Annotated in this window: 21 protein-coding genes; 13 read left to right on the plus strand and 8 right to left on the minus strand. The window is 47.9% G+C overall.

Annotated elements, in window-relative coordinates; all coding sequences use genetic code 11:
- Positions 1-19: 19 nt before the first annotated feature.
- Both MHB82_RS20550 and MHB82_RS20555 read right to left on the minus strand, forming a co-directional pair.
- Positions 20-988, minus strand: a complete 969-nt coding sequence (locus MHB82_RS20550; RefSeq protein WP_095290356.1) for a sugar phosphate isomerase/epimerase family protein — start codon at positions 986-988, stop codon at positions 20-22.
- Positions 989-1,203: 215 nt separating this feature from the next.
- Positions 1,204-2,316, minus strand: coding sequence for a Gfo/Idh/MocA family protein (locus MHB82_RS20555; RefSeq protein ID WP_095359310.1), 1,113 nt, complete (start codon positions 2,314-2,316; stop codon positions 1,204-1,206).
- Positions 2,317-2,476: 160 nt separating this feature from the next.
- Here MHB82_RS20555 and MHB82_RS20560 point away from each other — a divergent pair, with 160 nt between their 5' ends.
- Positions 2,477-3,295, plus strand: coding sequence for an AraC family transcriptional regulator (locus MHB82_RS20560; protein ID WP_095359311.1), 819 nt, complete (start codon positions 2,477-2,479; stop codon positions 3,293-3,295).
- A 21-nt stretch (positions 3,296-3,316) separates the two neighbouring features.
- Here the strand turns inward: MHB82_RS20560 and MHB82_RS20565 are convergent, their stop codons facing one another.
- Positions 3,317-3,631 (minus strand): hypothetical protein, encoded by a 315-nt coding sequence (locus tag MHB82_RS20565; protein WP_095290350.1) that lies wholly within the window; start codon positions 3,629-3,631, stop codon positions 3,317-3,319.
- Between the two features lie 52 nt (positions 3,632-3,683).
- Positions 3,684-4,622 carry a Gfo/Idh/MocA family protein gene (locus MHB82_RS20570; RefSeq protein ID WP_341175708.1) on the minus strand — a complete coding sequence of 313 codons (939 nt, stop codon included), beginning with the start codon at positions 4,620-4,622 and terminating at the stop codon, positions 3,684-3,686.
- Positions 4,623-4,820: 198 nt separating this feature from the next.
- Between MHB82_RS20570 and MHB82_RS20575 the strand changes: the two genes are divergently transcribed.
- The 4 genes from MHB82_RS20575 to MHB82_RS20590 all read left to right on the plus strand — a co-directional run bounded on the left by MHB82_RS20575 (position 4,821) and on the right by MHB82_RS20590 (position 7,335).
- The gene (locus tag MHB82_RS20575) at positions 4,821-5,432 is read left to right on the plus strand and encodes a TVP38/TMEM64 family protein (RefSeq protein ID WP_341175709.1); all 612 of its coding nucleotides are present in this window, start codon (positions 4,821-4,823) and stop codon (positions 5,430-5,432) included.
- 128 nt (positions 5,433-5,560) lie between these two features.
- Positions 5,561-6,523: a peptide-methionine (S)-S-oxide reductase MsrA gene (gene msrA / locus MHB82_RS20580; RefSeq protein ID WP_341175710.1), complete on the plus strand. Its 963-nt coding sequence runs from the start codon at positions 5,561-5,563 to the stop codon at positions 6,521-6,523.
- Between the two features lie 207 nt (positions 6,524-6,730).
- Complete coding sequence (locus MHB82_RS20585; protein WP_095290343.1) at positions 6,731-6,937, plus strand: helix-turn-helix transcriptional regulator; 207 nt, start codon at positions 6,731-6,733, stop codon at positions 6,935-6,937.
- On the plus strand, positions 6,934-7,335 hold the full coding sequence (locus tag MHB82_RS20590) for a hypothetical protein (RefSeq protein ID WP_341175711.1): 402 nt from the start codon (positions 6,934-6,936) through the stop codon (positions 7,333-7,335). Before MHB82_RS20585 ends, MHB82_RS20590 begins: the two co-directional genes overlap by 4 nt.
- A gap of 49 nt (positions 7,336-7,384) precedes the next feature.
- Here the strand turns inward: MHB82_RS20590 and MHB82_RS20595 are convergent, their stop codons facing one another.
- Positions 7,385-8,185, minus strand: coding sequence for a lipid II flippase family protein (locus MHB82_RS20595; RefSeq protein ID WP_341175712.1), 801 nt, complete (start codon positions 8,183-8,185; stop codon positions 7,385-7,387).
- A gap of 204 nt (positions 8,186-8,389) precedes the next feature.
- Between MHB82_RS20595 and MHB82_RS20600 the strand changes: the two genes are divergently transcribed.
- Positions 8,390-8,842, plus strand: coding sequence for a DUF2188 domain-containing protein (locus tag MHB82_RS20600; RefSeq protein ID WP_095359317.1), 453 nt, complete (start codon positions 8,390-8,392; stop codon positions 8,840-8,842).
- Positions 8,843-8,964: 122 nt separating this feature from the next.
- Here the strand turns inward: MHB82_RS20600 and MHB82_RS20605 are convergent, their stop codons facing one another.
- A complete protein-coding gene (locus MHB82_RS20605) occupies positions 8,965-9,687 on the minus strand; it encodes a YitT family protein (protein WP_341175713.1) in 723 nt (240 codons plus the stop codon).
- A gap of 903 nt (positions 9,688-10,590) precedes the next feature.
- Between MHB82_RS20605 and MHB82_RS20610 the strand changes: the two genes are divergently transcribed.
- The 4 genes from MHB82_RS20610 (at position 10,591) to cysK (ending at position 13,814) form a co-directional block, all read left to right on the plus strand.
- On the plus strand, positions 10,591-11,628 hold the full coding sequence (locus MHB82_RS20610; RefSeq protein ID WP_095359319.1) for a nucleotide-binding protein: 1,038 nt from the start codon (positions 10,591-10,593) through the stop codon (positions 11,626-11,628).
- Positions 11,625-11,858 (plus strand): hypothetical protein, encoded by a 234-nt coding sequence (locus MHB82_RS20615; RefSeq protein WP_095290332.1) that lies wholly within the window; start codon positions 11,625-11,627, stop codon positions 11,856-11,858. Before MHB82_RS20610 ends, MHB82_RS20615 begins: the two co-directional genes overlap by 4 nt.
- Before the next feature lie 413 nt (positions 11,859-12,271).
- Positions 12,272-12,658 carry a hypothetical protein gene (locus MHB82_RS20620; RefSeq protein WP_095359321.1) on the plus strand — a complete coding sequence of 129 codons (387 nt, stop codon included), beginning with the start codon at positions 12,272-12,274 and terminating at the stop codon, positions 12,656-12,658.
- Between the two features lie 202 nt (positions 12,659-12,860).
- A complete protein-coding gene (gene cysK / locus MHB82_RS20625) occupies positions 12,861-13,814 on the plus strand; it encodes a cysteine synthase A (protein ID WP_095359322.1) in 954 nt (317 codons plus the stop codon).
- Positions 13,815-14,067: 253 nt separating this feature from the next.
- Here cysK and MHB82_RS20630 read toward each other — a convergent pair whose 3' ends face one another.
- The gene (locus MHB82_RS20630; RefSeq protein ID WP_255247896.1) at positions 14,068-16,032 is read right to left on the minus strand and encodes an ATP-dependent DNA helicase; all 1,965 of its coding nucleotides are present in this window, start codon (positions 16,030-16,032) and stop codon (positions 14,068-14,070) included.
- Between the two features lie 189 nt (positions 16,033-16,221).
- Here MHB82_RS20630 and MHB82_RS20635 point away from each other — a divergent pair, with 189 nt between their 5' ends.
- Complete coding sequence (locus tag MHB82_RS20635; RefSeq protein ID WP_341175714.1) at positions 16,222-17,814, plus strand: catalase; 1,593 nt, start codon at positions 16,222-16,224, stop codon at positions 17,812-17,814.
- Between the two features lie 616 nt (positions 17,815-18,430).
- The gene (locus MHB82_RS20640; protein ID WP_341176673.1) at positions 18,431-19,663 is read left to right on the plus strand and encodes a right-handed parallel beta-helix repeat-containing protein; all 1,233 of its coding nucleotides are present in this window, start codon (positions 18,431-18,433) and stop codon (positions 19,661-19,663) included.
- A gap of 170 nt (positions 19,664-19,833) precedes the next feature.
- Here MHB82_RS20640 and yaaA read toward each other — a convergent pair whose 3' ends face one another.
- Positions 19,834-20,586, minus strand: coding sequence for a peroxide stress protein YaaA (gene yaaA, locus MHB82_RS20645; protein WP_341175715.1), 753 nt, complete (start codon positions 20,584-20,586; stop codon positions 19,834-19,836).
- Between the two features lie 339 nt (positions 20,587-20,925).
- Here yaaA and MHB82_RS20650 point away from each other — a divergent pair, with 339 nt between their 5' ends.
- Positions 20,926-21,696 carry a hypothetical protein gene (locus MHB82_RS20650; protein WP_341175716.1) on the plus strand — a complete coding sequence of 257 codons (771 nt, stop codon included), beginning with the start codon at positions 20,926-20,928 and terminating at the stop codon, positions 21,694-21,696.
- Positions 21,697-21,802: the final 106 nt, after the last annotated feature.

Consider the following 21,802-nt stretch of genomic DNA (forward strand, 5'->3'; position numbering starts at 1 on the left):
ATTTCCCCCTAGTATAGCTCTAAACCCACCACATATCGCCCAGCGGTTCCTCAATCAATACTTGCTGGAGATTTTGTACGGCTTTAGAGAATCCTTCTTCAACCGACATCAGACCGTCTTCGTGTTCAATACTTACAACATAATCGTAGCCTACGAGACGCAGGGCACTGATAATATCTGCCCAAGTCTTGTTATCATGACCATAACCTACCGAGCGGAACTGCCAAGCGCGGTCAAGCATGTTTGTGTAATCCTGCATATCTGTCAAACCATGTTTGTTTACGTTTACCGGATCGATCGTTGTATCTTTAGCATGGAAGTGATGGATCGCGCCTTCACGTCCCAGAATGTGAATCGCTTGTACCGGATCAATTCCTTGCCACCACATGTGACTTGGATCCAGGTTCGCACCAATGACTTCCCCTGCAGCTTCACGCAGTCTTAACAAAGTAGCTGGAGTATGCACAGAGAATCCACCGTGCAGTTCCAATCCTACTTTCACATTGTGATCTGCTGCATACTTGCCCCACTCTGTCCAGTACGGGATCACTTTGTTTTCCCATTGCCATTTCAACACTTCCTGGAAATCATTCGGCCACGGTGCAACAGGCCAGTTCGGATACTTCGCATCTTCATGGTCTCCCGGACATCCGGAGAATGTGTTCACTACAGGAACTTCCAGCTTTTGTGCCAATTGAACTGTTTTCACGAAATCATCGTGGAAACCTTTGGCGATATCCTTTTGCGGATGAAGCGGGTTACCGTGACAGCTCAGTGCGCTGATGGTCAGACCGCGTGATTCCACTGCATTTTTAAAGTTTTTCAGTGCTGCTTCATTGTTCAAAAGCTCCTCCGGATTGCAATGTGCATTGCCTGGATGGCCTCCAGTTCCGATCTCTACTGCTTTCAAACCCTTGGATGCTACGTAGTCAAGTGCATCCTCCAATTTACGTCCTCCGAATAGTACCAAAAATACGCCGAGTTTCAAGTGCGATTCCTCCCTGGATTAAATATCGAATAATTGCTGATTAAATGAACCAAGAACTGCATAAATGTACCGTTCAGATCACAAGTTTGTTTTAATAGTGTGGAAAATCTAGAGCATTTCTATCCTGAAATTAAACGTAACAATACTGGTTATTCCAGATGGAAAAACCATCTTCCTGTGTTTCTTGAATTTCAACTTAAGTCATTTGAATACCCTTAATTCGATTGTACAATTTCAGTCGGATCCTCATTTTCTTTGGTCGCTGCATTTGGATCGTAAGTACTCTCAAGCATAACGTGCTTGCCCTCCAAAGAAGAGCGCTGGAATGCATGCATCGCTTCTAGCACGTGATACGCGAGCTTGCCGCTGGCTTTGTGTTCCCGTCCGGCACGAATGGATTCGACCATCTCGGTAACGCCAATTCCGCGTTCATTCTGACTGCTCTCGAAGACAGGGGTTACCGTCTCCCACGTATCCTGACCGAATCTGCGCAGCTTCACTTCCCCATTGAAATAGTTAGGATCTGGTACACTCAGCGTGCCTTCGGTTCCGTAAATCTCAATTCGAGGCAAGTCCGAAGCTCCACGAATATCGAAGCTGGTAATCATCGTTGCAATGGCTCCGTCGGTAAAATCGATGGTACCTGCCAGATGCGTCGGAGTTTGTACCCGGAGAGGCGTTCCTTCCTTCGGTCCCGAGCCAATAACACGATCGGTGATCTGAATGCCTGCAGAAGAACTGATTCTCCGAATGGGTCCCAGCAATGTAACCAGCGCTGTGAGATAGTATGGTCCCATGTCAAACATAGGTCCTCCTCCTGCAATGTAAAAGAACTCGGGATCGGGATGCCATGCTTCAGGTCCGCCACCCATGAAGAAGGAAGTCGCCGCAATCGGTTTCCCGATCAGACCGTCTACAATAGCCTGACGTGCCGTCTGAATGCCTGATCCAAGGAAGGTATCCGGTGCGGAACCAACATACAATCCCTTCTCTTCAGCAAGTTCAATGACTTTGCGGCCGTCTTCAAGCGAAATGGCCAGTGGCTTCTCGGCATAGACATGCTTGCCTGATTCGAGCACAGCCAGATCGGTCATGGCATGACTGCCAGGCACCGTCAGGTTCAGCACAAGCTCGATTTCCTTATTTTGCAGCAACTCATCTACATTGTAAACGTTTGCGATATTAAATTCATCTGCCCGTTCCTGAGCACGTTCACGGATCAAGTCCGCTACGGCTACAATTTCAATGAGCGGGCTATTTTTCAGATTCTCCAGATAGATGGCGCTGATGTTACCGCACCCGATGATGCCTGCTTTTAATTTCTCCAATGTGACGTTCATCTCCTTACGCATGGTGAGAAGCTGTGATGAATGTTTGGTGCCTTGAATTTAATACTATGGTATTCCGTTTTGGGTTCAATTAAAATGAATAATATGATCGAAACATGAACTATCTGGTCATAATTTTCAAATTGCAAGGAGTATGCCAATGCCGACCGATTATTCCTGCCAGGTTCTTACAGCAGGCTTCTCATTTCATCGCAAACCCTATGCGGGTATTCATCCCGAAGGGGTTAAGAACTACCTCCTGAGGCTGCAGACCGACGGTCGCTGCCGGGCACGAATAGACGGCGAGATGTCACTCGTCGATGCGGGCGATCTGCTTCTTTTCAGTCCGGACGAGCCTTATGAACTCAAAATAGACAATGAACGTAATCCGATGGGAGAACGACTCGTAGAGAGCGGTGACTACCATATCTTTTTTAATGGTTCCTGGGTGGATGAATGGTGGGAACGCCACAAAAGGCCAAACCGGATTAAGGTCGAATTGACCGAAAGCCTGCTGACCCTGTTCCGTCAACTCGTGCTGGAGCAGCGCCGAATCTCCAATCCATATCCAGAGATCTCCAGTTACTACATGCGCATCTTATGTCTGGAAGTGGATCGTCTTCTCGCTGAACATCCGACGATAACCAACACCAACTATGTGGCGTATGAAATAAAAAATTATATCGAGGAGAATGCTTCCTCCCTGTTCAAACTTGAAGATGTAGCAACCCATGTGGGCATCAGCGTGTCACGCGGGGTTCATCTGTTCAAGGAAGCGTTTGGCAAAAGTATCATGCAGTATACGCTGGACGTAAGGCTGAACATGGCCAGAGAACGGATCATCTTCAGTCCGATGACCCTGGAGCATGTCGCCGAATCGTCGGGGTTTAACAATTACACCTATTTCCACCGCGTATTCCGCTCCCGGTTCGGCATGTCGCCCAAGGAATTCCGCCTCATTCACCGGGAACAGATGTAAGGTATTATACGTAAATTATGCTTATTTGCGCGCGGCGATTGCCTCCGATACCACCATGGCCAAGTCTTCGTTGCCAAACATGGACAACACACCCAGCACCGTATCATCCGGAATCTCTCCGGCTTCCTCCTTCGGCACAACCAGCTGCAGCACTTGCTGCAGCCGTTCATTGCTCTGCTGATCCGGGTAAGCTTGCCGGTACATTTCTTCTGGGTCCAGTCCATGATTGGCACACCACTGGGCGAATACCAAAATCATCATTTCTTCTTCCTGTTTATAGGTTTCTACGACCGCTTCCTCGATCTGTTTTCTGCGTTCCTTTTCATATTCGTCCATTGTGTCATTCCTCCGTATGAGTTATGTTCTTTATCCCGTTTTTAACAGAAGATCATTTCAGAATCAGCTGCTCTGCCAGCTCATGGCTATCCATTACGTGACTGGAGCTAATGATGCAATCGTCCGGGGTGTCCAGGTTAGTCAAGAAATGATCTACGGCTCCGCTAAATCCTCTGCGTGTTAATATGGAGTCCCAGCTGCCGAAAGTTTCCTTGCGTTCAAGCTCTCCGCGTTCGGTATATCTGGCTTCTTCCATATTCACAACTTCCACCGATCTGCCTCCGCCGTGGAGTTCGATCTTCTCCAGGTCAGCCCCCGCCTCGCGCACCATATCGAATCGTCCGATGGCCTTTCTTCCAAGCTTGGCAGATCCGGCAGCATGAAGAAGCTGGTCCATATCATTCGTGCGGATCCATTGATGAACCAGCTCCACATGATGATCCGAATACCATAACATCAGATCCAGCATATGAATCAGATCATCATAGATCGTTTTTGCTGCAGGAAGATGCTGAGTACCTGTCCGATGCTTCGTTAACATCAAGGATTCAAAACCCTGCCCGCCCTGCATCCAAGTTTTCGCTTTCTGGTACATTGGTGCAAATCTTCGGTTAAAACCTACCGCGAGGAGCAGCCCCTGCGCCTCGGCAAAAGCAGTCATTTCTTCGGATTCCCGCAAGGTGTAGGACAGCGGTTTGTCCACATATACAGCCAGTCCCCGTTCCAAACATTGCATGACGATATCAAAATGTGCTTCCGTTGCTGTATGTACAAAAACGGCATCCAGATCCCATGACAATAGTTCTTTCAGATCCGTCGTTCCGTTATCTAATCTATAAGCATGCTGAGCAGCCGTTACCGGCTCTGGAGAACGGTTCATAATACCGGCAATTTCCACATCAGGATGCGCGGTTAACAGGGGCAAGTATACTTTATGTGCAATACCCCCAAGTCCGATGATCCCAGCTCGGGTTCGCTTCGTTTTTTCCATGATAAGCATTCCACCTTCAGATGAGTTCTAAGTTCCACGACCTATAGTGTAACCCTTCAGCCAGCAACATGCCAGTTGATCAGCACAAGAAGGATTGAATTATCCAGTTCCCGGTCGAACGTGGTACACTTGGGTAGAAAGGCATGTAGGATCAGGAGATTGGAGTAGTGCCCTGACCTGAAAGGAGCGTTTGGGGATTTGCGGAAATGGTTATGGCTCCTCTTGTATGTTTTGCTCGCCGGAGTCACGTTTATTTACAGATATGAACTGCTGGCATGGACCGATCAGAATCAGTCCATACCCCTTCTAATTATCATAGCAATGCTTTTTGCGTTGGTACCTGTGATTCCCTACAAGTTTGTAATCGCAGCTTTGGGGTACAGTTACGGCACCACAACAGCAGCTTGGGTATGCTGGGTGGGGACCACCCTCGCAGCACTGCTCGTTTATGCGGGAGCGAGATATGCTTTTCGTAATCAGGCCAGAGCTTACCTGGATCGCATCCGTGGATTGAGTCGTTTTACCACCTGGATGGAGGCTCATCCCTTTATGGGCATTATGACGCTTCGCCTGCTTCCCGTTGTGCCTCAAACTGCGGTTAATATCTATGCCGGCATTACCTACACACCTTTTTGGGTGTTCATGGTGGCTACGGCCATCGGCAAAATGCCTGCCATCATAATTTTTGCCTATGCGGGCGCGCAAGCGGAAACTTCCATCTGGGCGAGTCTGCTCATTTTTGTGGGATACTTTGCCATTATGGGCCTCGTCTTACTGCTGTTTCGTGTTCGCTCGCGAAAAAAGACCTGATTATTACTCATCAACATGACTAATCGGCTTCATCGTCCCTGTTCGGCTTGGTTGGCTTGTCAATTCAGGATATAATAGAAGTGTAAGCCAAATTCATTGATCTTCATCAGAAATGGAGTGACTATAGCATGGAACAACATTCAAGCGAAAAAGCAACATTTGCAGGCGGATGCTTCTGGTGTATGGTGTCCCCCTTTGAGGAACTGCCCGGAATCCACAAGATCGTATCGGGTTATACAGGAGGACATACCGAGAACCCCACATATGAGGAAGTCTGTTCGGAAACGACAGGACATGTAGAGGCTGTTCAAATTACGTTCGACCCTTCCATCTTCCCTTATGAGAAGCACGTCGAGTTATTCTGGCAGCAGATCGATCCGACGGATACGGGTGGACAATTCCATGACCGCGGATCTTCATACCAGACGGCTATCTTCTACCACAGCGAAGAACAGCGTCAGATTGCAGAAGCCTCCAAGGCGGCTCTGGAGCAGAGCGGACGGTTCGATAAGCCGATCTTCACACCCATTTTGCCTGCCAAACCATTCTATGAGGCGGAAGAACATCATCAGGACTATCACCACAAAAATCCGGCTCACTATAAACGGTATCGCAAAGGCTCCGGACGTGAAGACTTTATCGAGCGCAACTGGTCCGGCAATGTGGATAAAAGCAATCTGAAAGAGCGTCTGACTCCACTTCAATACGAAGTGACCCAGAATAATGCAACGGAACCTGCGTTCCACAACGAGTTCTGGGATCACCACGGTGACGGAATCTATGTGGATATCGTTTCTGGCGAGCCTCTCTTCAGCTCAACGGACAAGTACGATTCCGGCTGCGGCTGGCCAAGCTTCACGCGTCCATTGCGTGATTACAACGTGAAGGAAAAAACGGATCTCAGCCATTTCATGATTCGTACCGAAGTCAGAAGCCGTGAAGGGGATTCCCATCTGGGGCACCTGTTTAACGACGGTCCTGTCGAAGCGGGTGGTATGCGGTACTGCATTAACTCCGCCGCTCTTCGCTTTGTACCGAAGGAAGACTTGCAAAAAGAGGGATACGGCGAGTATGCAGTCCTCTTCAAATAAATTTAATACGACTGCCTAACCGTGGAACCAAAACACGGTCCAAAAAAGCAGGAGCAGCGGGTTATCACCGGTGCTCCTGCTTTTTTCATGTTCCTATTTGAATCAGATATGACATGTAAAGAGTTCTTGACACCTACACTTTTTACCATTTACAATACAGCTGTAAAGAGTTCTTTACAACCTAGGAGCAAGGAAAGAGGTTGATTCATGCAAAACCGTATTAAGCTGCTGCGTGAAGAGCTGGGCATATCCCAGGGCAAACTCGCCGAGTTGTGTGACGTCAGCCGACAAACCATTAACGCCATAGAGAATGACAAATACGACCCCAGCCTTCCGCTCGCCTTTGCCATTTCCGAGGCGCTTGAGGTCACCATCGAGCAGTTATTTCAGTACGAAAGGAAGAATTCAGAATGAAAATAAAGCATTGGAAAATGACACTTACAGGTGCTGCAGCATTTATTGTGCTTGCTACCGTTATTTATCGTACTGCAGCAGGAAAGGACATTGGATTGAACGATATTGCTTCACTTGGTGCAGTTACGATCCTATTCCTGTCAGCCCTAACTTGGGGCACCAAAGAGGATCGGGATGGGGTGCGTGAGGATGAGGAACTGGGCAGACGCATTACGGAGCAGAGCTCGAAGGTGGGATATTTTATTCTGACCCTGTTCATACTGGTGGCCGTTGGTATAGATCAATGTGTCCATGAAAAGCCAAGCCTCCTGCTATTATCGTTGCTCGGACTTTCCATGGTTACGCTGCCTTTTATCGAATGGGTTCACATGCGCACATACAGGACAACAGAGGATTAACGTGTTCTGCGCAGCATCACTCCCCTGATGTCCTGTTCCATTTACTTCTTCACATCCAGCTGACGACCCAGCCGATCCAGTATGCAAATGGAATGAGCAGCAGCTGGGCCACAAGCGTGCCGAATAAACGGGATACCAGCATGCAGCCATAGATCTGATTCATTCGGTCCAAACGGATTTCGCCTCGCAGGGATTTGTCACTGAGCAGGGAAATTCGCGGATCGATCAGGATCGTTAGCAAAATGGTCGCAATTCCGTTAATCAGCCCTGTCGATTGGGAGGCAGCCACTGCCTGCCCTGGATACAGGTAAGCTGCGTACAAACTGGATAATACACCCGTCGTATAAATGGCTGTCACCGCTACATTAAGCGTCATTAAACGTCTTGGCATTCCATGCTGCACTAGCCGCTTAGCCATCTTCCAGGAAGGCAGCGTAATATAGTGGGCTGCGTTTCTGATTTTGGTGCCGTTCAGCAACCCGCGTACCATCGCCGGAATGGACCCCGCTGCTTCAAAATGCACAACCATTCTGGAAGCAAGCTTCACCATCGTTGGAAAACACAATATGGCCATGGCGGTTCCTGCTGTTGCCGCCCCCATCAGCCAGTGCAGCTGCACGGCAAAATGTGAGTTCCCTCCACTTGTTGCGGTATCCACCAGATTCCCTACCATCGGTCCCTGAGCCATGTTCGATGTACGCGATACCAGCAGCAGAATCCCCGACAAGGAAAGGGCCAGCGCAATTCTTCGGGTTCTTAGCCCGCCAAGACGAAGCGCATAAGACAGGCTGTCTGCAGCATGAATAAGCATGGTAAACAGCATCGGAATAGCCAGACTTAAACTGAACATACGATTATACTCCTTTTATTTTCCTGTATTGGACTTTTTGTACATGTGACAGCATTATACCCCTCCAGCTTGCAATAGTATAGGAATACCATCCCCGTATGACAAATCATCCCCCCTTCACAGCCTGTCCATTTTGTCGTTTATCCCTTCTCCCATAGGGTAATATACAACTAACCATGATTACTCTATAGGAGGGATTCAGGCATGCCTTGGAATAAGAATGATTACCCGGTATCCATGAAAAATCTGGAGCCCCGTATCCGAAATAAGGCGGTTGAAATCGCCAATGCCCTGCTGGATGACGGGTATGAGGAAGGACGCGCAATAGCGATAGCCACTGCCAAAGCCGAAGAATGGGATGAGAACCATCCTGAAGCGGGTTCAACGGATTCGAGCCGATCATCTGATGGTAGCGGTTCAGCTTCTAAACGTCGCCATTCAGAACCCGTCTCCTCTTCCAAAAGCCATGACAATATTCACGTCGTACCCACGGATTCGGGCTGGGCTATTAAGGAAGAAGGCCAATCCCAATATGTATCCACGTTTGACACCAAATCTGAAGCGGTGGATGCCGCCAAGGAAATCAGCGGTGAGCAGAACATTCGGGCTATTATTCACAACCAGGATGGACAGATCGCTTCTTCCATCAAACCCTGACAGGTTTTTGCATCACTCTGAATGTGATCCATATAAAAACAGCTTCTCAGTGTATAAAGCAACAAAAAAAGTCCTTTTGACTGCCGCTCAGGCAGTCAAAAGGACTTTTTGGTTACTTTCATTTAATGTGTTACTCCTCTCGCCACCGAAGTCCGTGATGCAGGAGCAGTCACCGCCTTGGCTGCCGAAGGCATCGATACCTTCACAGCTGAGGTCGTAACGGTCCGGCGTACCGGAACACTGACCACGTACGTAATGACTTTGCTGGCAATCCACACGGCCAGAATGGTATATAAAGTTTCTTTTACCGGAAGAAAGAAAAGGGATAAGCCCAGTACAAACGCATCGCTGACAAAGAAAACGGTTCCCAGCTTCCATCCCTTCCAGCGGCTAACGAGCACGGCAAGAATATCATCTCCGCCTGTCGCTCCGCCGAATCGGAGCACGATCCCTGCCCCTACACCCGTCAATATGCCGGAGAGGACAGCCGGAATCCACAGGTTTCCGTTGAATGACATCTGCAATGTCGAGTATCGCTCAAAGCCGTCATAGAACAGGGAAAATGCGCCTACGCCAATCAGCGCCTGAATCATGAACTTCCAGCCCTTGATGAACCAGGCCAGGATCATGACCGGAATGTCGAGTAACAGCATGCCAATGGCAGGCGATAACCCCGTTGCGTATTTTCCGAGCAGGGCCAGACCGACAAATCCGCCCTCCGATAAATGATTCTGAAAATTAATGTGATAGTAAGCAAATGCCAAAATAAAAGTACCGAGCAGCATGATGGCGAGTTTTCCCGCCTCAGCCTTAATGTGTTGTTTGGTTAACGATGTTCTCTTCATTCAGGTTCCCTCGCAGTTTGTAGGTTGGTTTTTAGACCGACCGTACCCTGCAAAAGGCAAGCCTGGAAGAAATCATCGTATTTGTCCTTCGAATATTCATTCCAATCCCCTCTTTCGCAGAGTCAGCCGTTTTTTTGAATACGGTTGGTTTACTCTACAAGGGGCGCTAAGTGTATGAGAGATCGTAACGTTTCCAGATCGTCCTTGGGGAGATTGTCCTTCGGGAACTCATGGTATCCTGATCCTTTCTGTCTGTTTGTGGTTAGCTACTTCAATTAAACTGACGAACATCACACGTTTGACGCATAAACTTTACACTTAACCACTTCGATTGCAGCCCCCTCTTCCGATCGCTGTTATCCCGGAATTTTTTGATTCCCTTCTCCTAAGGGAAAAATTCGGTGATAAACGCGAGCGCTTCGCTTCTCCAGATGGGTTCTGCACTCTTCGTTCCGTGTAAATGACACTCTGATAAAAACATGTAATTTCTTTTATCCAGTTTAAACTGCTATAGCTAACTTGCTTGTTCTTCTATTATATAACACCGACATGGACGGGTCTAAACAGCAGACCCTTCAAAAATGCGCATAAAGCATGCTCTGGGCGGCTCCAGCAGGCAAACAGCCACACCAGGACAATCAATGCTTACTAATGGTGCAACCTGCTCCTTCATTCTATGACCGATGATTGCGAATATAACTGTCAGTCACCCAACTGTGACAAAATGGGGCCATTTTTTATTTTTGTGCGAATTTTGAAGGAATCATCGAGAGCTTTCACATACACTATAGCAAACGAAAATCGGCTCATTCTTGACCAGCGTGGACGTTTTCCAGACTTACTCTGCTTTTTATGGTATAATATAACAATTGATTCCCACTACCGTTTAAGCGAGGCGGATTGATGAAAACATTGAAGCCAAGAGTCTTTATTGGCTGCTCGCTGGAAGCGAAGCCGATTGCAGCCGCAGTACACGAAAATTTGCGTTTCTCAGCCGAAGTTACTCCTTGGTACTCCGGTGTTTTCAATCCAAGCAGCTATACGATGGACGATCTGGAAACAGAGGTGCGCACGACGGACTTTGCCATTTTTATTTTTCATCCGGATGATATATCCAAAATTCGCGGGAAGTACTATGCATCTGTCAGGGATAATACAATGCTGGAAATGGGTTTGTTTATGGGCCGTTTGGGACGAAAGCGTATTTTTTTCATTCTTCCGGAGGATATTACAGACATCAAGGATGCTGCAAAAATCGAGGGATTACGTATGCCTACCGATCTTCTTGGTTTGAATCCACTGGTCTATGAGATTCGTTCTGATGGCAAGTGGGCGCCAGCTGTGTCGGTTGCATGCTCCAAAATTGCTGACAGTATAGAGGAACAAGGACGATGGGTAGATCCAGAATTGGAGAAAATCATCAATCAGCATAAAGTAACTGAAGGAGAAGCACGGCTGCAATTGCTAAAGCTTCTGAGGTTCTTCAGAGAGTTGCTGCGGGTTCGCAAAGCGGATGCCGTCATGCTCGACCGAATGAGTGATGCCCTTCGTACGGCATTTGTGTCCCATCCTCCATTCGCAGTACGTGGTACAGCCATATACCGTACAGATGACAGTGGTTATATCGAGCAATTATGTGGTAATGTAGGGGAACCGGGGAGAAAATATGAGTTGTCTGCCAATGACGACAAAGAGCCAGATGACCCAAAGCGCATTCTGGTCATTGATTCTTACCGTGAAAATAAAATCAAGATTAACCTGTATGACGATTACCTTGAGAAAGAATATCTGCTATGCTATCCTGTAGCCAAGAGGTATGTGATTACGGTTCATATTATTGGACATATAGATGCGGATGAGGCGGTATTTCAACAGATTGACCTACAGAATCGTCAACTGTTCAACGCCATCAACGATTTGTTAGGAGGCGAACCGGAATGAAACCGGAAATGAAAAAAATAAGCAAGCGCTGGGGCAGCGAAAAAAAGGTACGCCTCAGCTCTGCGCCCGAATCATCACGACCGGTTCCGGAACCTAAGGAAGAAGATCGTTTCCACAAACCGGCCGTCCCGCTAATCACGATCGGCCCCTCGCTTAAGGGGAAGGAACGACCTTATAAGGTCATCCTGGAAAAAGAAGCTTTGTACGAGAAACCTCAATATTTAGCTTAACTTCTATGCATTGTTCTCAATTCTGCCGCTGATATCGGCAGTACGTCACAAGCCCCGCCTCCCAAGGCAGGGGCTTTTTTGTCGGCCATTCTCCCGCAATTAAACCAACCAACCGGAAAAGAACACCTCTCCCCACTAACCTCGGAAAGCTTAAGAATCCAGTCCTGCAATTGCATTAGGCCATTTCTTACGCTCTTAGGTTTCCTGCATAACCCAAAAATTATACCTAAAATTTGGAGTATGCTTGTCCTGATCAATCATCCCCATAATGAAATGTACATGGTCCTGCTGAAAGCCCAATCCCATTTTTTTCTTGTTGTATTCCGTATCATCATTGCATATATTGATTATAATATAAGAACACATGTTCTGTAAATATATATGTTCGAATTCAAGGTTAAGGAAGTGAATGTATGTCATCCTCCTCTTCCGCCCCATCCCCTGCAGATGAAGACCACCGATTGGTTAAAAGCCTTGTCGTGGGTACCCTGCTGCTGGATGTGCTTGAACGGGATATTCACACCCTGGATTCACTTCTGCTGAAAATGCCCGAGGTGTACGTCCTATCCCTGACCCGCATTCAAAATCAGGTACTTCAAGAAATGCTGGCAGTTCGGCAGCAGATGCGGAAACGTGGAGTCAAAATTCTTGAGGAGAAACGTGAACAGGATGGCATCGAAACCGTCTACCTGTGCAGGGGATATTGGCAGCGGTTCTACATGCTCTGGACGTTCGCGCGTAATGAAGTCAAGCAAGAACTCAGCCGACATCTGCATATTGATCTGACGCAGCGCATGTAGCTTGTACCGGAATACAGGTTGACCCGGAGTGGCCGGGTTCATTAAGATGGAATGGAACGTTATCGTTATCAACGATGAACCTATATTAGACGTGAAATGAATTCTTTCTAAAACAAAAAAAGCCTGTCGTCTATACTAAGGCGAACAGACTCTATAATTAGAAATTCCCTCAGACGTCTCATTACTCAAGGAGTTGTACTTCATGAATTTGAATTCGGGTAACCAACCATCCACTAGATATACAGGCATTGCGGCAGATGTCACCGAGTTGATCGGACAGACGCCGGCTGTAAAACTAAACAGGCTCACAGGCAGCGACTCTGCTGACGTATATGTCAAACTGGAATATTTCAATCCAAGCGGCAGTGTCAAGGACCGTGCTGCTTACAATCTGATCATTCAGGCTGAACGGGCTGGGCTGCTGCTTCCCGGAGCAACCATCATCGAGCCGACCAGCGGCAATACCGGCATCGGTCTCGCCATGAATGCAGCCGCCAAAGGATATAAGGCCATTCTCGTCATGCCAGACAATATGTCCAAGGAGCGAATCAACATTCTGAAAGCCTATGGCGCAGATGTCGTACTCACTCCTGCGGCTGAACGGATGCCTGGGGCTATCCGCAAAGCGAAAGAGCTTCACGCTGACATTCCGGGCAGCTTCATTCCTCAGCAATTCGAGAATCAGGCCAATCCGGACATTCACCGGGTTACGACTGCTCCCGAGATTATGCAGCAGATGGAGGGCAAGCTGGATGCTTTTATTGCAACAGCGGGCACAGGCGGCACCATTACTGGAACCGGTGAAGAGCTGCGCAAGCAGCTGCCGGATATCCGGATCTATGCGGTGGAGCCCAAAGGTTCACCCGTGCTCTCCGGCGGTGAGCCCGGTCCCCACAAGCTCGTCGGTACAAGTCCGGGGTTCATACCGGACATTCTGAATACCGACGTGTGGGACTCCATTATCCAGGTGTCCGATGAGGATGCACTGGATACAATGCGGCAGCTTGCTGCCCGGGAAGGGCTGCTGCTCGGCCCTTCATCTGGTGCTTCGGCCTGGGCCGCACTGCGCATTGCGCGAGAATTGGGACCAGGCCACCGAGTGCTCTGTATTGCGCCGGATACCGGGGAACGGTATTTGAGCATGGGTATTTTTTAACACAATATAATCTGTACTCCTAAAAAAGGCTGCCTCTTAAGTCATCATGTTGACTAAGGGCAGCCTATTTGCGTTCACTTGCTCCATGAGCCTGCTACACGCTTAGCTAGGAGTAAGGGAAACTCCACTCCAGGCACCCTCAATATCATATCAAAATAAAAATAAGCTCTTGCTCACCTACAGATGATTCATCCGCAGAGAACAAGAACTTATTTCGATAAGCAATCATTTTAAGAACATGTAACTAAACCAATCAGTGTGTCAACGTGGTCCATTCCACACCTTTGGGAAGCAGGGCCGCTATGCGGTCTTTGGCTTCCTTTTTGGTATACAGCGATTCATCGAGAATGACTGCAGAACCCGAGTCACTGCTTGTGCGAATCAAACGTCCCAGACCTTGCTTCACGCGCAGCAGCATGTATGGAAGATCAATCTCTTCGTACGGTGCCGCCGATGCACTGCGTTTAGCATTAAATACAGGATCCTGCGGAGGATACGGGAGCGACCAGATCATGACATTGGATAATGAAGGGCCCGGAACGTCCAGTCCCTCCCACAGATTGACAGAGCACAGCACACTCTCCTCATCCTGCTGGAACGCAGCAATCAGATCACTGATCTCCCGGTCACCTTCGTACATGAATCGCAGTCCCTGTGCTTCCGGAACATGAATGATGTCCTGTTTAAACGTTCGCAGCTCTTCCATGGTACGGAACAGAATAAGTGCACGGCCGCCACTTTCCTGAAGCATCGACACAGCATCTCGCATCCGATTTTCGTTCTCCGGGTGACCTGGTACAGCTTGATCTGTAATCTTCATCTGCATTTTATCTGCATAGTCATATGGAGAAGCAACCGAGAATGATACAAAATCATCAATCCCCAGACTGTCTGCCACATAACGGAAGGAATTGTCCACAGACAAGGTTGCCGACGAGAATACAATTGGAATCCCGGTATTGAACACGCGCTCGTTCAGGATTTCTTTTACCGTGCGAGGCATGATGGACAGTGTCGTCTCGTCCTCATTCTCTTCCGCCCAGCAGATATAGCCATCTTCCTTGCGGAACAGAGACAATGCCGTCTGGATCATATCCAGATGTTCTTCCACTACCCGCATCTGATACCCATCCAGCGAGAACAACCCGCTCTCAAATACAAGCTCTTCCCCAATCGCATCCAGCACACTGGTCAGACGTTCAATTTCACGCAGCAGCGGGGCTTCAACTCGAACTTCCTTCCGTTCTGAGCCTGGAATCGCCACCGTATACGTATCAAGGAGTCTAAACAGTCGCTCACTGCTCTCAATGGCTTCGTCCACACGTTCTGCAAGGGTTTCGCGAATCTCCCCTTCCAAAAGCCGGGTTACAAGTTCCTCGAAGATGCGGTGTTTCAGTTTGTAGCTGAGTGCGTTCAGCGCGGCCTCTTCCAGCAAATGCCCTTCATCAAAGACAACCGAGCTGTGATCAGGCAGCAGCGGCAGCTGTCCCTCGCGTTTGCGGGCCTCATAGGTCCACACATGCTCCATGTAGTAGTCATGGGAACAGATGATGATGTCCTTGGAGCGGCGATAGTGATCACGTGATAACGTCAGGCCGCAGCGCTGTCTTTTGGGACAAACAAAGCAATCCTGGAATGGGTCCCAGTTGATCTTATTCCACTGGCGATCGTTCAAATGCGGATACTGTTTGCGGTCACCATAGGGATAGAAAGCCTGAAGCGTTCCAGGTGTATTCACGAAATCAGGCAGGCTCTCATGCACTTCTTCAATGACAGGCGCATCCTCATCCGCGAATCTTACCGCACTTAATTTGTTCAAACAAACGTATTGATCTGGTGATTTACCGAGACGTGCGTCCACCTGAAGATCCAGATGTTCAGCCAGCTTCGCAATATCTCCGCCCGGCTTCACCAATTGTTCAATCAATGACTCATCGGCGCAGGCAATCACTGCCGGTTTGCCCGTATAACGTGCATAACAGACCGCATAGAGCAGGTAGACTAACGTCTTGCCTGTCCCTACACCGGCCTCAGCCATAATGGTCTTTTTATCTCCATAGGCCCGTTCGAGCTGGTACGCCATAAAAATCTGTTCATCCCGTACCTCGAAGCCGGACTCAGGCAAAATATCATAGAAAACATCGGCCACCCACTCTCCCAAACGGGATACAAAGGGCTCTGCCGGGTCATATGCAAAAGGATAACGTTGTGTAGACAATCCTTGGTCAGCCTCCATTCTTATACAAGCGGTCCTTAACATTTTCCGTTCAAAAAAGGCCGCTGGGCAAAAGTTAATTATCTCACGCCATGGGGTAAGTGACAAGCTTTTTTTACCACAAGGAATGTATAGAACAAGGATCCAGGGAAAATATATATTCGAATCCATCAAAAGGAAAGGCGGTGCTCCATGAATCATCATTCTTCACACTCAGAGCATTCCCCAGACACGTCTCCAGAGACTTTAACGGATCGTCAGGGCCATCCCATCACGGACAATCAGAATGTCCGAACCGTCGGCAGCCGGGGACCGACTACGCTGGAGAATTATCATTTTCTCGAAAAGATTACGCATTTTGACCGCGAACGTATTCCTGAGCGGGTGGTACATGCACGCGGTGCTGGTGCTCATGGCATATTCGAAGCGTACGGCACAGCCGGTGATGAGCCTGTATCCAAATATACACGTGCTCGTCTATTTCAGGAGAAAGGCAAACAAACCCCTGTATTTGTCCGTTTTTCAACGGTAATCCATGGTGGGCATTCGCCAGAGACGCTCCGTGACCCGCGCGGCTTCGCTGTGAAATTTTATACCGAAGACGGCAACTGGGATCTTGTTGGCAACAACCTGAAAATCTTTTTCATTCGTGACCCGTTGAAATTCCCGGATATGGTACATGCCTTTAAACCGGACCCGTTGACCAATGCACAGGACATGGAGCGGTTTTTCGACTTCGTTTCGCTTAGTCCTGAAGCTACCCATATGATTACGTTCCTCTTCTCTCCATGGGGAATACCGGCCAATTATCGTCAAATGCAGGGATCGGGCGTCAATACATACAAATGGGTAAACCAAGAAGGCACGGGCGTGCTCATTAAATATCACTGGGAACCACTGAAGCAAGGGATACGGAACCTGCTGCAAAAAGACGCCAGCGAGATTCAGGGACAGGAATTCAACCATGCCACCCTGGATCTGTATCATGCGATTGAACAGGGCGATTACCCGGAATGGGAGCTGTGTGTTCAGATTATGGAAGACGGGGAACATCCAGAGCTGGACTTCGATCCACTCGATCCGACCAAGCTGTGGCCACCAGAGCAATTTCCGTTTTTGCCTGTTGGAAAAATGACCTTGAACCGCAATCCTGAGGATTACTTTAACGAAGTGGAACAAGCTGCTTTTGGCACAGGGGTTCTCGTGGACGGGCTGGATTTCTCGGATGACAAATTGCTGCAAGGGCGTACCTTCTCCTACTCGGATACCCAACGTCACCGGGTTGGAGCGAACTATCTGCAGCTGCCTGTGAATGCTCCCAAAAATCGCGTAGCCACCAACCAAAGCGGTGGTCAGATGCAGTACAAAGTTGATCGTGCGCCAGGACAGAACCCGCATGTGAACTACGAGCCTTCTTCTCTGGGGGGTCTGTCCGAAGCAGCTCCACGCGGCAAGGAGCATGAACCTCTTATTGAAGGTCATCTGGTTCGGGAGAAAATTCCACGTCCTAACGACTTCGGTCAAGCCGGTGATACATACCGGGCGTTTGAAGATTGGGAGCGAGAGGAACTGGTCAGCAACCTGGTTGGTGCACTCTCCAAATGTAAACCGGACATTCGAGAACGCATGATCTCACACTTCACTCAGGCCGATGCCGACTACGGTCGTCGTGTAGCTGAAGGACTGGCCTCTGTGCCGACCGATGACAGTGCAACGGTTCAGCCAAAACATGAACCAAGCGCGGAAGAAGCATCCCGGCGCAGTCATGAAGCTGATCCCTACTAAAAGTCGAAACAAGGACAGCTGGTGACAGAAGAGATTAGCACGTAGTACCGTACTCGAAATTTATCTTGGATCTGACCGCTATATGGCCAATGCCCCAATAGTCCATCTGCCTAAAGCAGCTGCTATCGGGGCTTTTTGAGTTATACCCATGAACAAATACTTTTCCACTCAAGTCTGACCTTTCCAAGTTTAATGTAGTCCAGGTTCATTTCAGTGGATCAACCTTGTTTTCATGCCATTTTGTCATCCTGTTGACCCCTTCCCCGCGTTCATTTCAGACGATTGCTCGTTAAATTAAGGCGATTAGCCAATGTAAGGATTATGCATCACTTTTTAAATAGCAACACTTGTGACCTCGACGTCTGACATACCGGCTTGTATAGGTGACCCAATGAAATGATTATTGTTGATAACGCTTACACGTTTTACGATGAATCTGTGCCTTACCGAAATGCACTATCCCATTAACCAAGGAGGTTTCACAATGAAATGGTTCCCTTCTGTTTCTAATTATCCATCTGTACGCTCTGAACGTTCATGGAAATCGAAAATGGCTTATCTGTGTTTGAGTACCGCTTTTCCTCTATTGCTATTAGGTGGTGGATTAGCTGGTGCGATGGAATTTACGGAGAGTGGTGTGCAAAATTCGTCTGAACAGTCAGCCGCAACAACTCCTGCTGCACTCGCTGCTGGTGATTTATATGTCGCTCCTAACGGATCAGCAAACAACCCGGGAACGCTGGCAAGCCCGACTACACTTGCGAATGCACTGACCCAAATCGCTCCGGGCAAAACCATCTTTCTGCGCGGCGGAACCTATAATTTCTCGGAAACCGTTACGATTGAGCGCGGCAACAGCGGCACGTCTGGACAGCCCAAAAATCTGGTTGCTTACGGAACGGAAAAGCCTGTCTTCGATTTCTCGGGCCAAGCCTTTGCGTCCACGAATCGGGGCTTGCAAATGTTCGGGGATTACTGGTTTGTTAAAGGGCTCGAAGTGAAAGGGGCAGGCGATAACGGGATCTTTATCGGGGGCAGTTACAACCGTCTGGAGCAGATCGAGGCTCATCATAATCGGGATACAGGAATTCAGTTGGGACGATATGCTTCGACCGCAGCCAAGAGCGAATGGCCTGCTTACAATGAAATCATCCGCTCCTACTCTCACGACAATTATGATCCTGATAACGGCGAGGATGCAGACGGTTTTGCCGCGAAATTGACTGTGGGCCCGGGCAACCTCTTCGATGGCTGCATTGCAGCCTACAATGTGGATGATGGATGGGATCTGTACAGTAAAACAGATACGGGTGCTATCGGTGTGGTCACGATTCGTAACAGTATTGCGTACGCCAACGGCGCTACTTCCGACGGTACATCCACCACCGATAGTGATGGTAACGGCTTCAAGCTGGGCGGCGAGAAAATTGCCGTGAATCATATTGTGGAAAACAGCATTGCCTTTAATAATAAAAAACATGGCTTCACGTACAACAGTAATCCCGGTTCCATTCAGATGAAAAACAACACGTCCTGGAACAACGGCCAAAGCAATTTTGCCTTCGACGTAGGCACCCATCTTTTCACCAACAACCTGTCCTTCCAGGGCGGCGCCAGTGACAAAACAAGCGGAACGGACGTCAGCAGCACCAACGTCTGGTGGAAAAACAAAAAGAGCGTAAATGACAAAGGCCTGCTCGCGAGTGCAGACGACTTTGTCTCCCTTGTACCATCTGTAACTCGCAGTAGCGATGGGACGCCAGTACTGGGTAATTTCCTGAAGCTTGCTGCAGGCAGTGATCTGATTGGCTCGGGTACGCCATCTGGTACAAATATTGGGGCGCGGTAGTTGGTATGTAGTTTTGAGTTAGATTAAAAACATGTAAGTTGAGTGCACATGTGTAGTAAAATGTAACCGTTTAAAGAAGAACCCCCTTCACGATGCCAGCCAAATTAGCTGGTGTTGGTGAAGGGGGCTTTTGAGTTGCAGCGCACATCCCGTTGACCTATGAATTTCCGCTATTTCTCCTGTGGATATATAAATACATAATTACTCTCATCCGACTTCTCTTCGGAGAAAACAAAATCTAGCCGATCAAAGTCTCTGATCTTCTGCACATCTGTAATCTTACGCTCTGCCATGTACCGTATCATCTCACCTCTAGCCATTTTCGCCCGGGTTGCCTTTTCAACCATCTTCCCATTGACCATTTGTCCAAATACACAATTGATAAATCGGGTTTCCTCGCTCAGAAAAGGAATGATGTTTTTGCTGTACTCTTTAGAAGCCAAATTTAAAATACAATTGCTTTCTGATTGAAGTTGATCTGCGAGCTTGCTGCCCCAAAAATGATAGAGCGAGCTGAAACCCGGACCTTGCAGCTTGCCCTGCATCTCCAACCGATAAGGTGTAACCCCGTCCAAAGGCCGCAACATGCCATAAAAACCGGATAATATACGCAAATGCTGCTCCAGATACGCTAATTCTTCCTGCTGAAAAACACCCGCTGCCATATACTGATACTGAATGCCCTCATAGGCATAGATGGCTGGCGTAAGATTGGCTTTTAGATTCATATTTTGAATACGTTCCATGTTCTGTTCGGCGATTGCATCATTACACTTCCATAATGCCTTGAGCTCGTCATAGGATAACTTTTGGAGCACACTCAACAGTTGTTCTGACTCGTTTATAAAACGCGGCATCTGCGCGCTGGTCATCAGATCGGTATCGATCTTCATCTTTTTGGCAGGTGATATGATAATTCTCATCGTGCTGATCCATCCTTAATCTACCGTTGTTTTTATCGTTATCCATTGTACAGGATTGGACAGGCGAATCCAATGGTGAAGCATATTTTCCTCTCGAATCTTAGTAGAATAACTTGGAACGGAAATGACTGTAGTCTAGGTTACATCTCGAAATGAACAATCGATTGAACCTCCTCTGTCTGGCATAGGCCCTTGCTACTAAACCAAAGCAAGAACTTATCAATATGCTATTAGCTGAAGTTGGGCCCATATTCTCATGGTCACCATAAGATGTTTTGTTATGATTATATACGATGTATTTGAATTGCTATTTTCCAAAGAGAAAGGGTGCCGCTTTTTATGTTTGTTTTTCATTTACTGCTCGCTCTCGCACTTTTGGGCGGTTCTGGCAGCTCCAATGAAGTCACATCTACACCACTGGAAATCAACTCCTTACAGCCTCACCCTACTGATTCTGAGTTTGTCTTGGAATCCGGTTTAAAGCCTTTTCGCGCTGAAGAAACATACAAAGGACTTAAGCCAGACTATAATCAATTTGAGCAAGCCGCCAGCGATCTTCAGGACAAGCTTTTTGAAAGTGCACCATCACCGCTTCTGTCCGAACCCGGAGATACAGGTACATTTGATTACGGCGGACAACTCAAATTGTTAAAGACTGTCCCTCTGAAGCAAAGTATTGAATTCGGTCCATTAACGATTCATATTATGGATGTTCAATTATTAGAGGCTCGTGAGATTCCTGAGGATTCCCGAGAAAACATTTCAATTCTGAACCAAGAAGATATCGGTCCTGATATGACTTATATTAAAATGGTCTACAGTGTAGAAAATACAACGGATCAAAATATCGGATTTTACGGGTTGAATTCAATCCATCCGAGCACGGGTAAACCCATCTCAGCAGATCGTAATTTCATGAGGAAACCTTATGTCTATCATCAATATGACGGCATAGTCATGGATAATATGGGGTATGGTTTCGTATATACAGATGATCCAGACAAGCTGGAATCCATTGAATTGGTTTTCAACAAAATCTATGACTATGACACCGGAGAGACCATTGTAGAGCCTACTTCGTTAAGTATTCCTTTCGCGGTCCAACAATAAAAATAAACTCATATTTACTTCAATGCCAAGATATCATTTGTCCGCGATAACATCATTGTTAAACCCCAACCACGTACCTGCAGAAGAGCAGAATACACAGCTGGGG

The organism is Paenibacillus sp. FSL K6-2862 (assembly GCF_038005125.1).
GTDB lineage: Bacteria > Bacillota > Bacilli > Paenibacillales > Paenibacillaceae > Paenibacillus > Paenibacillus illinoisensis_A.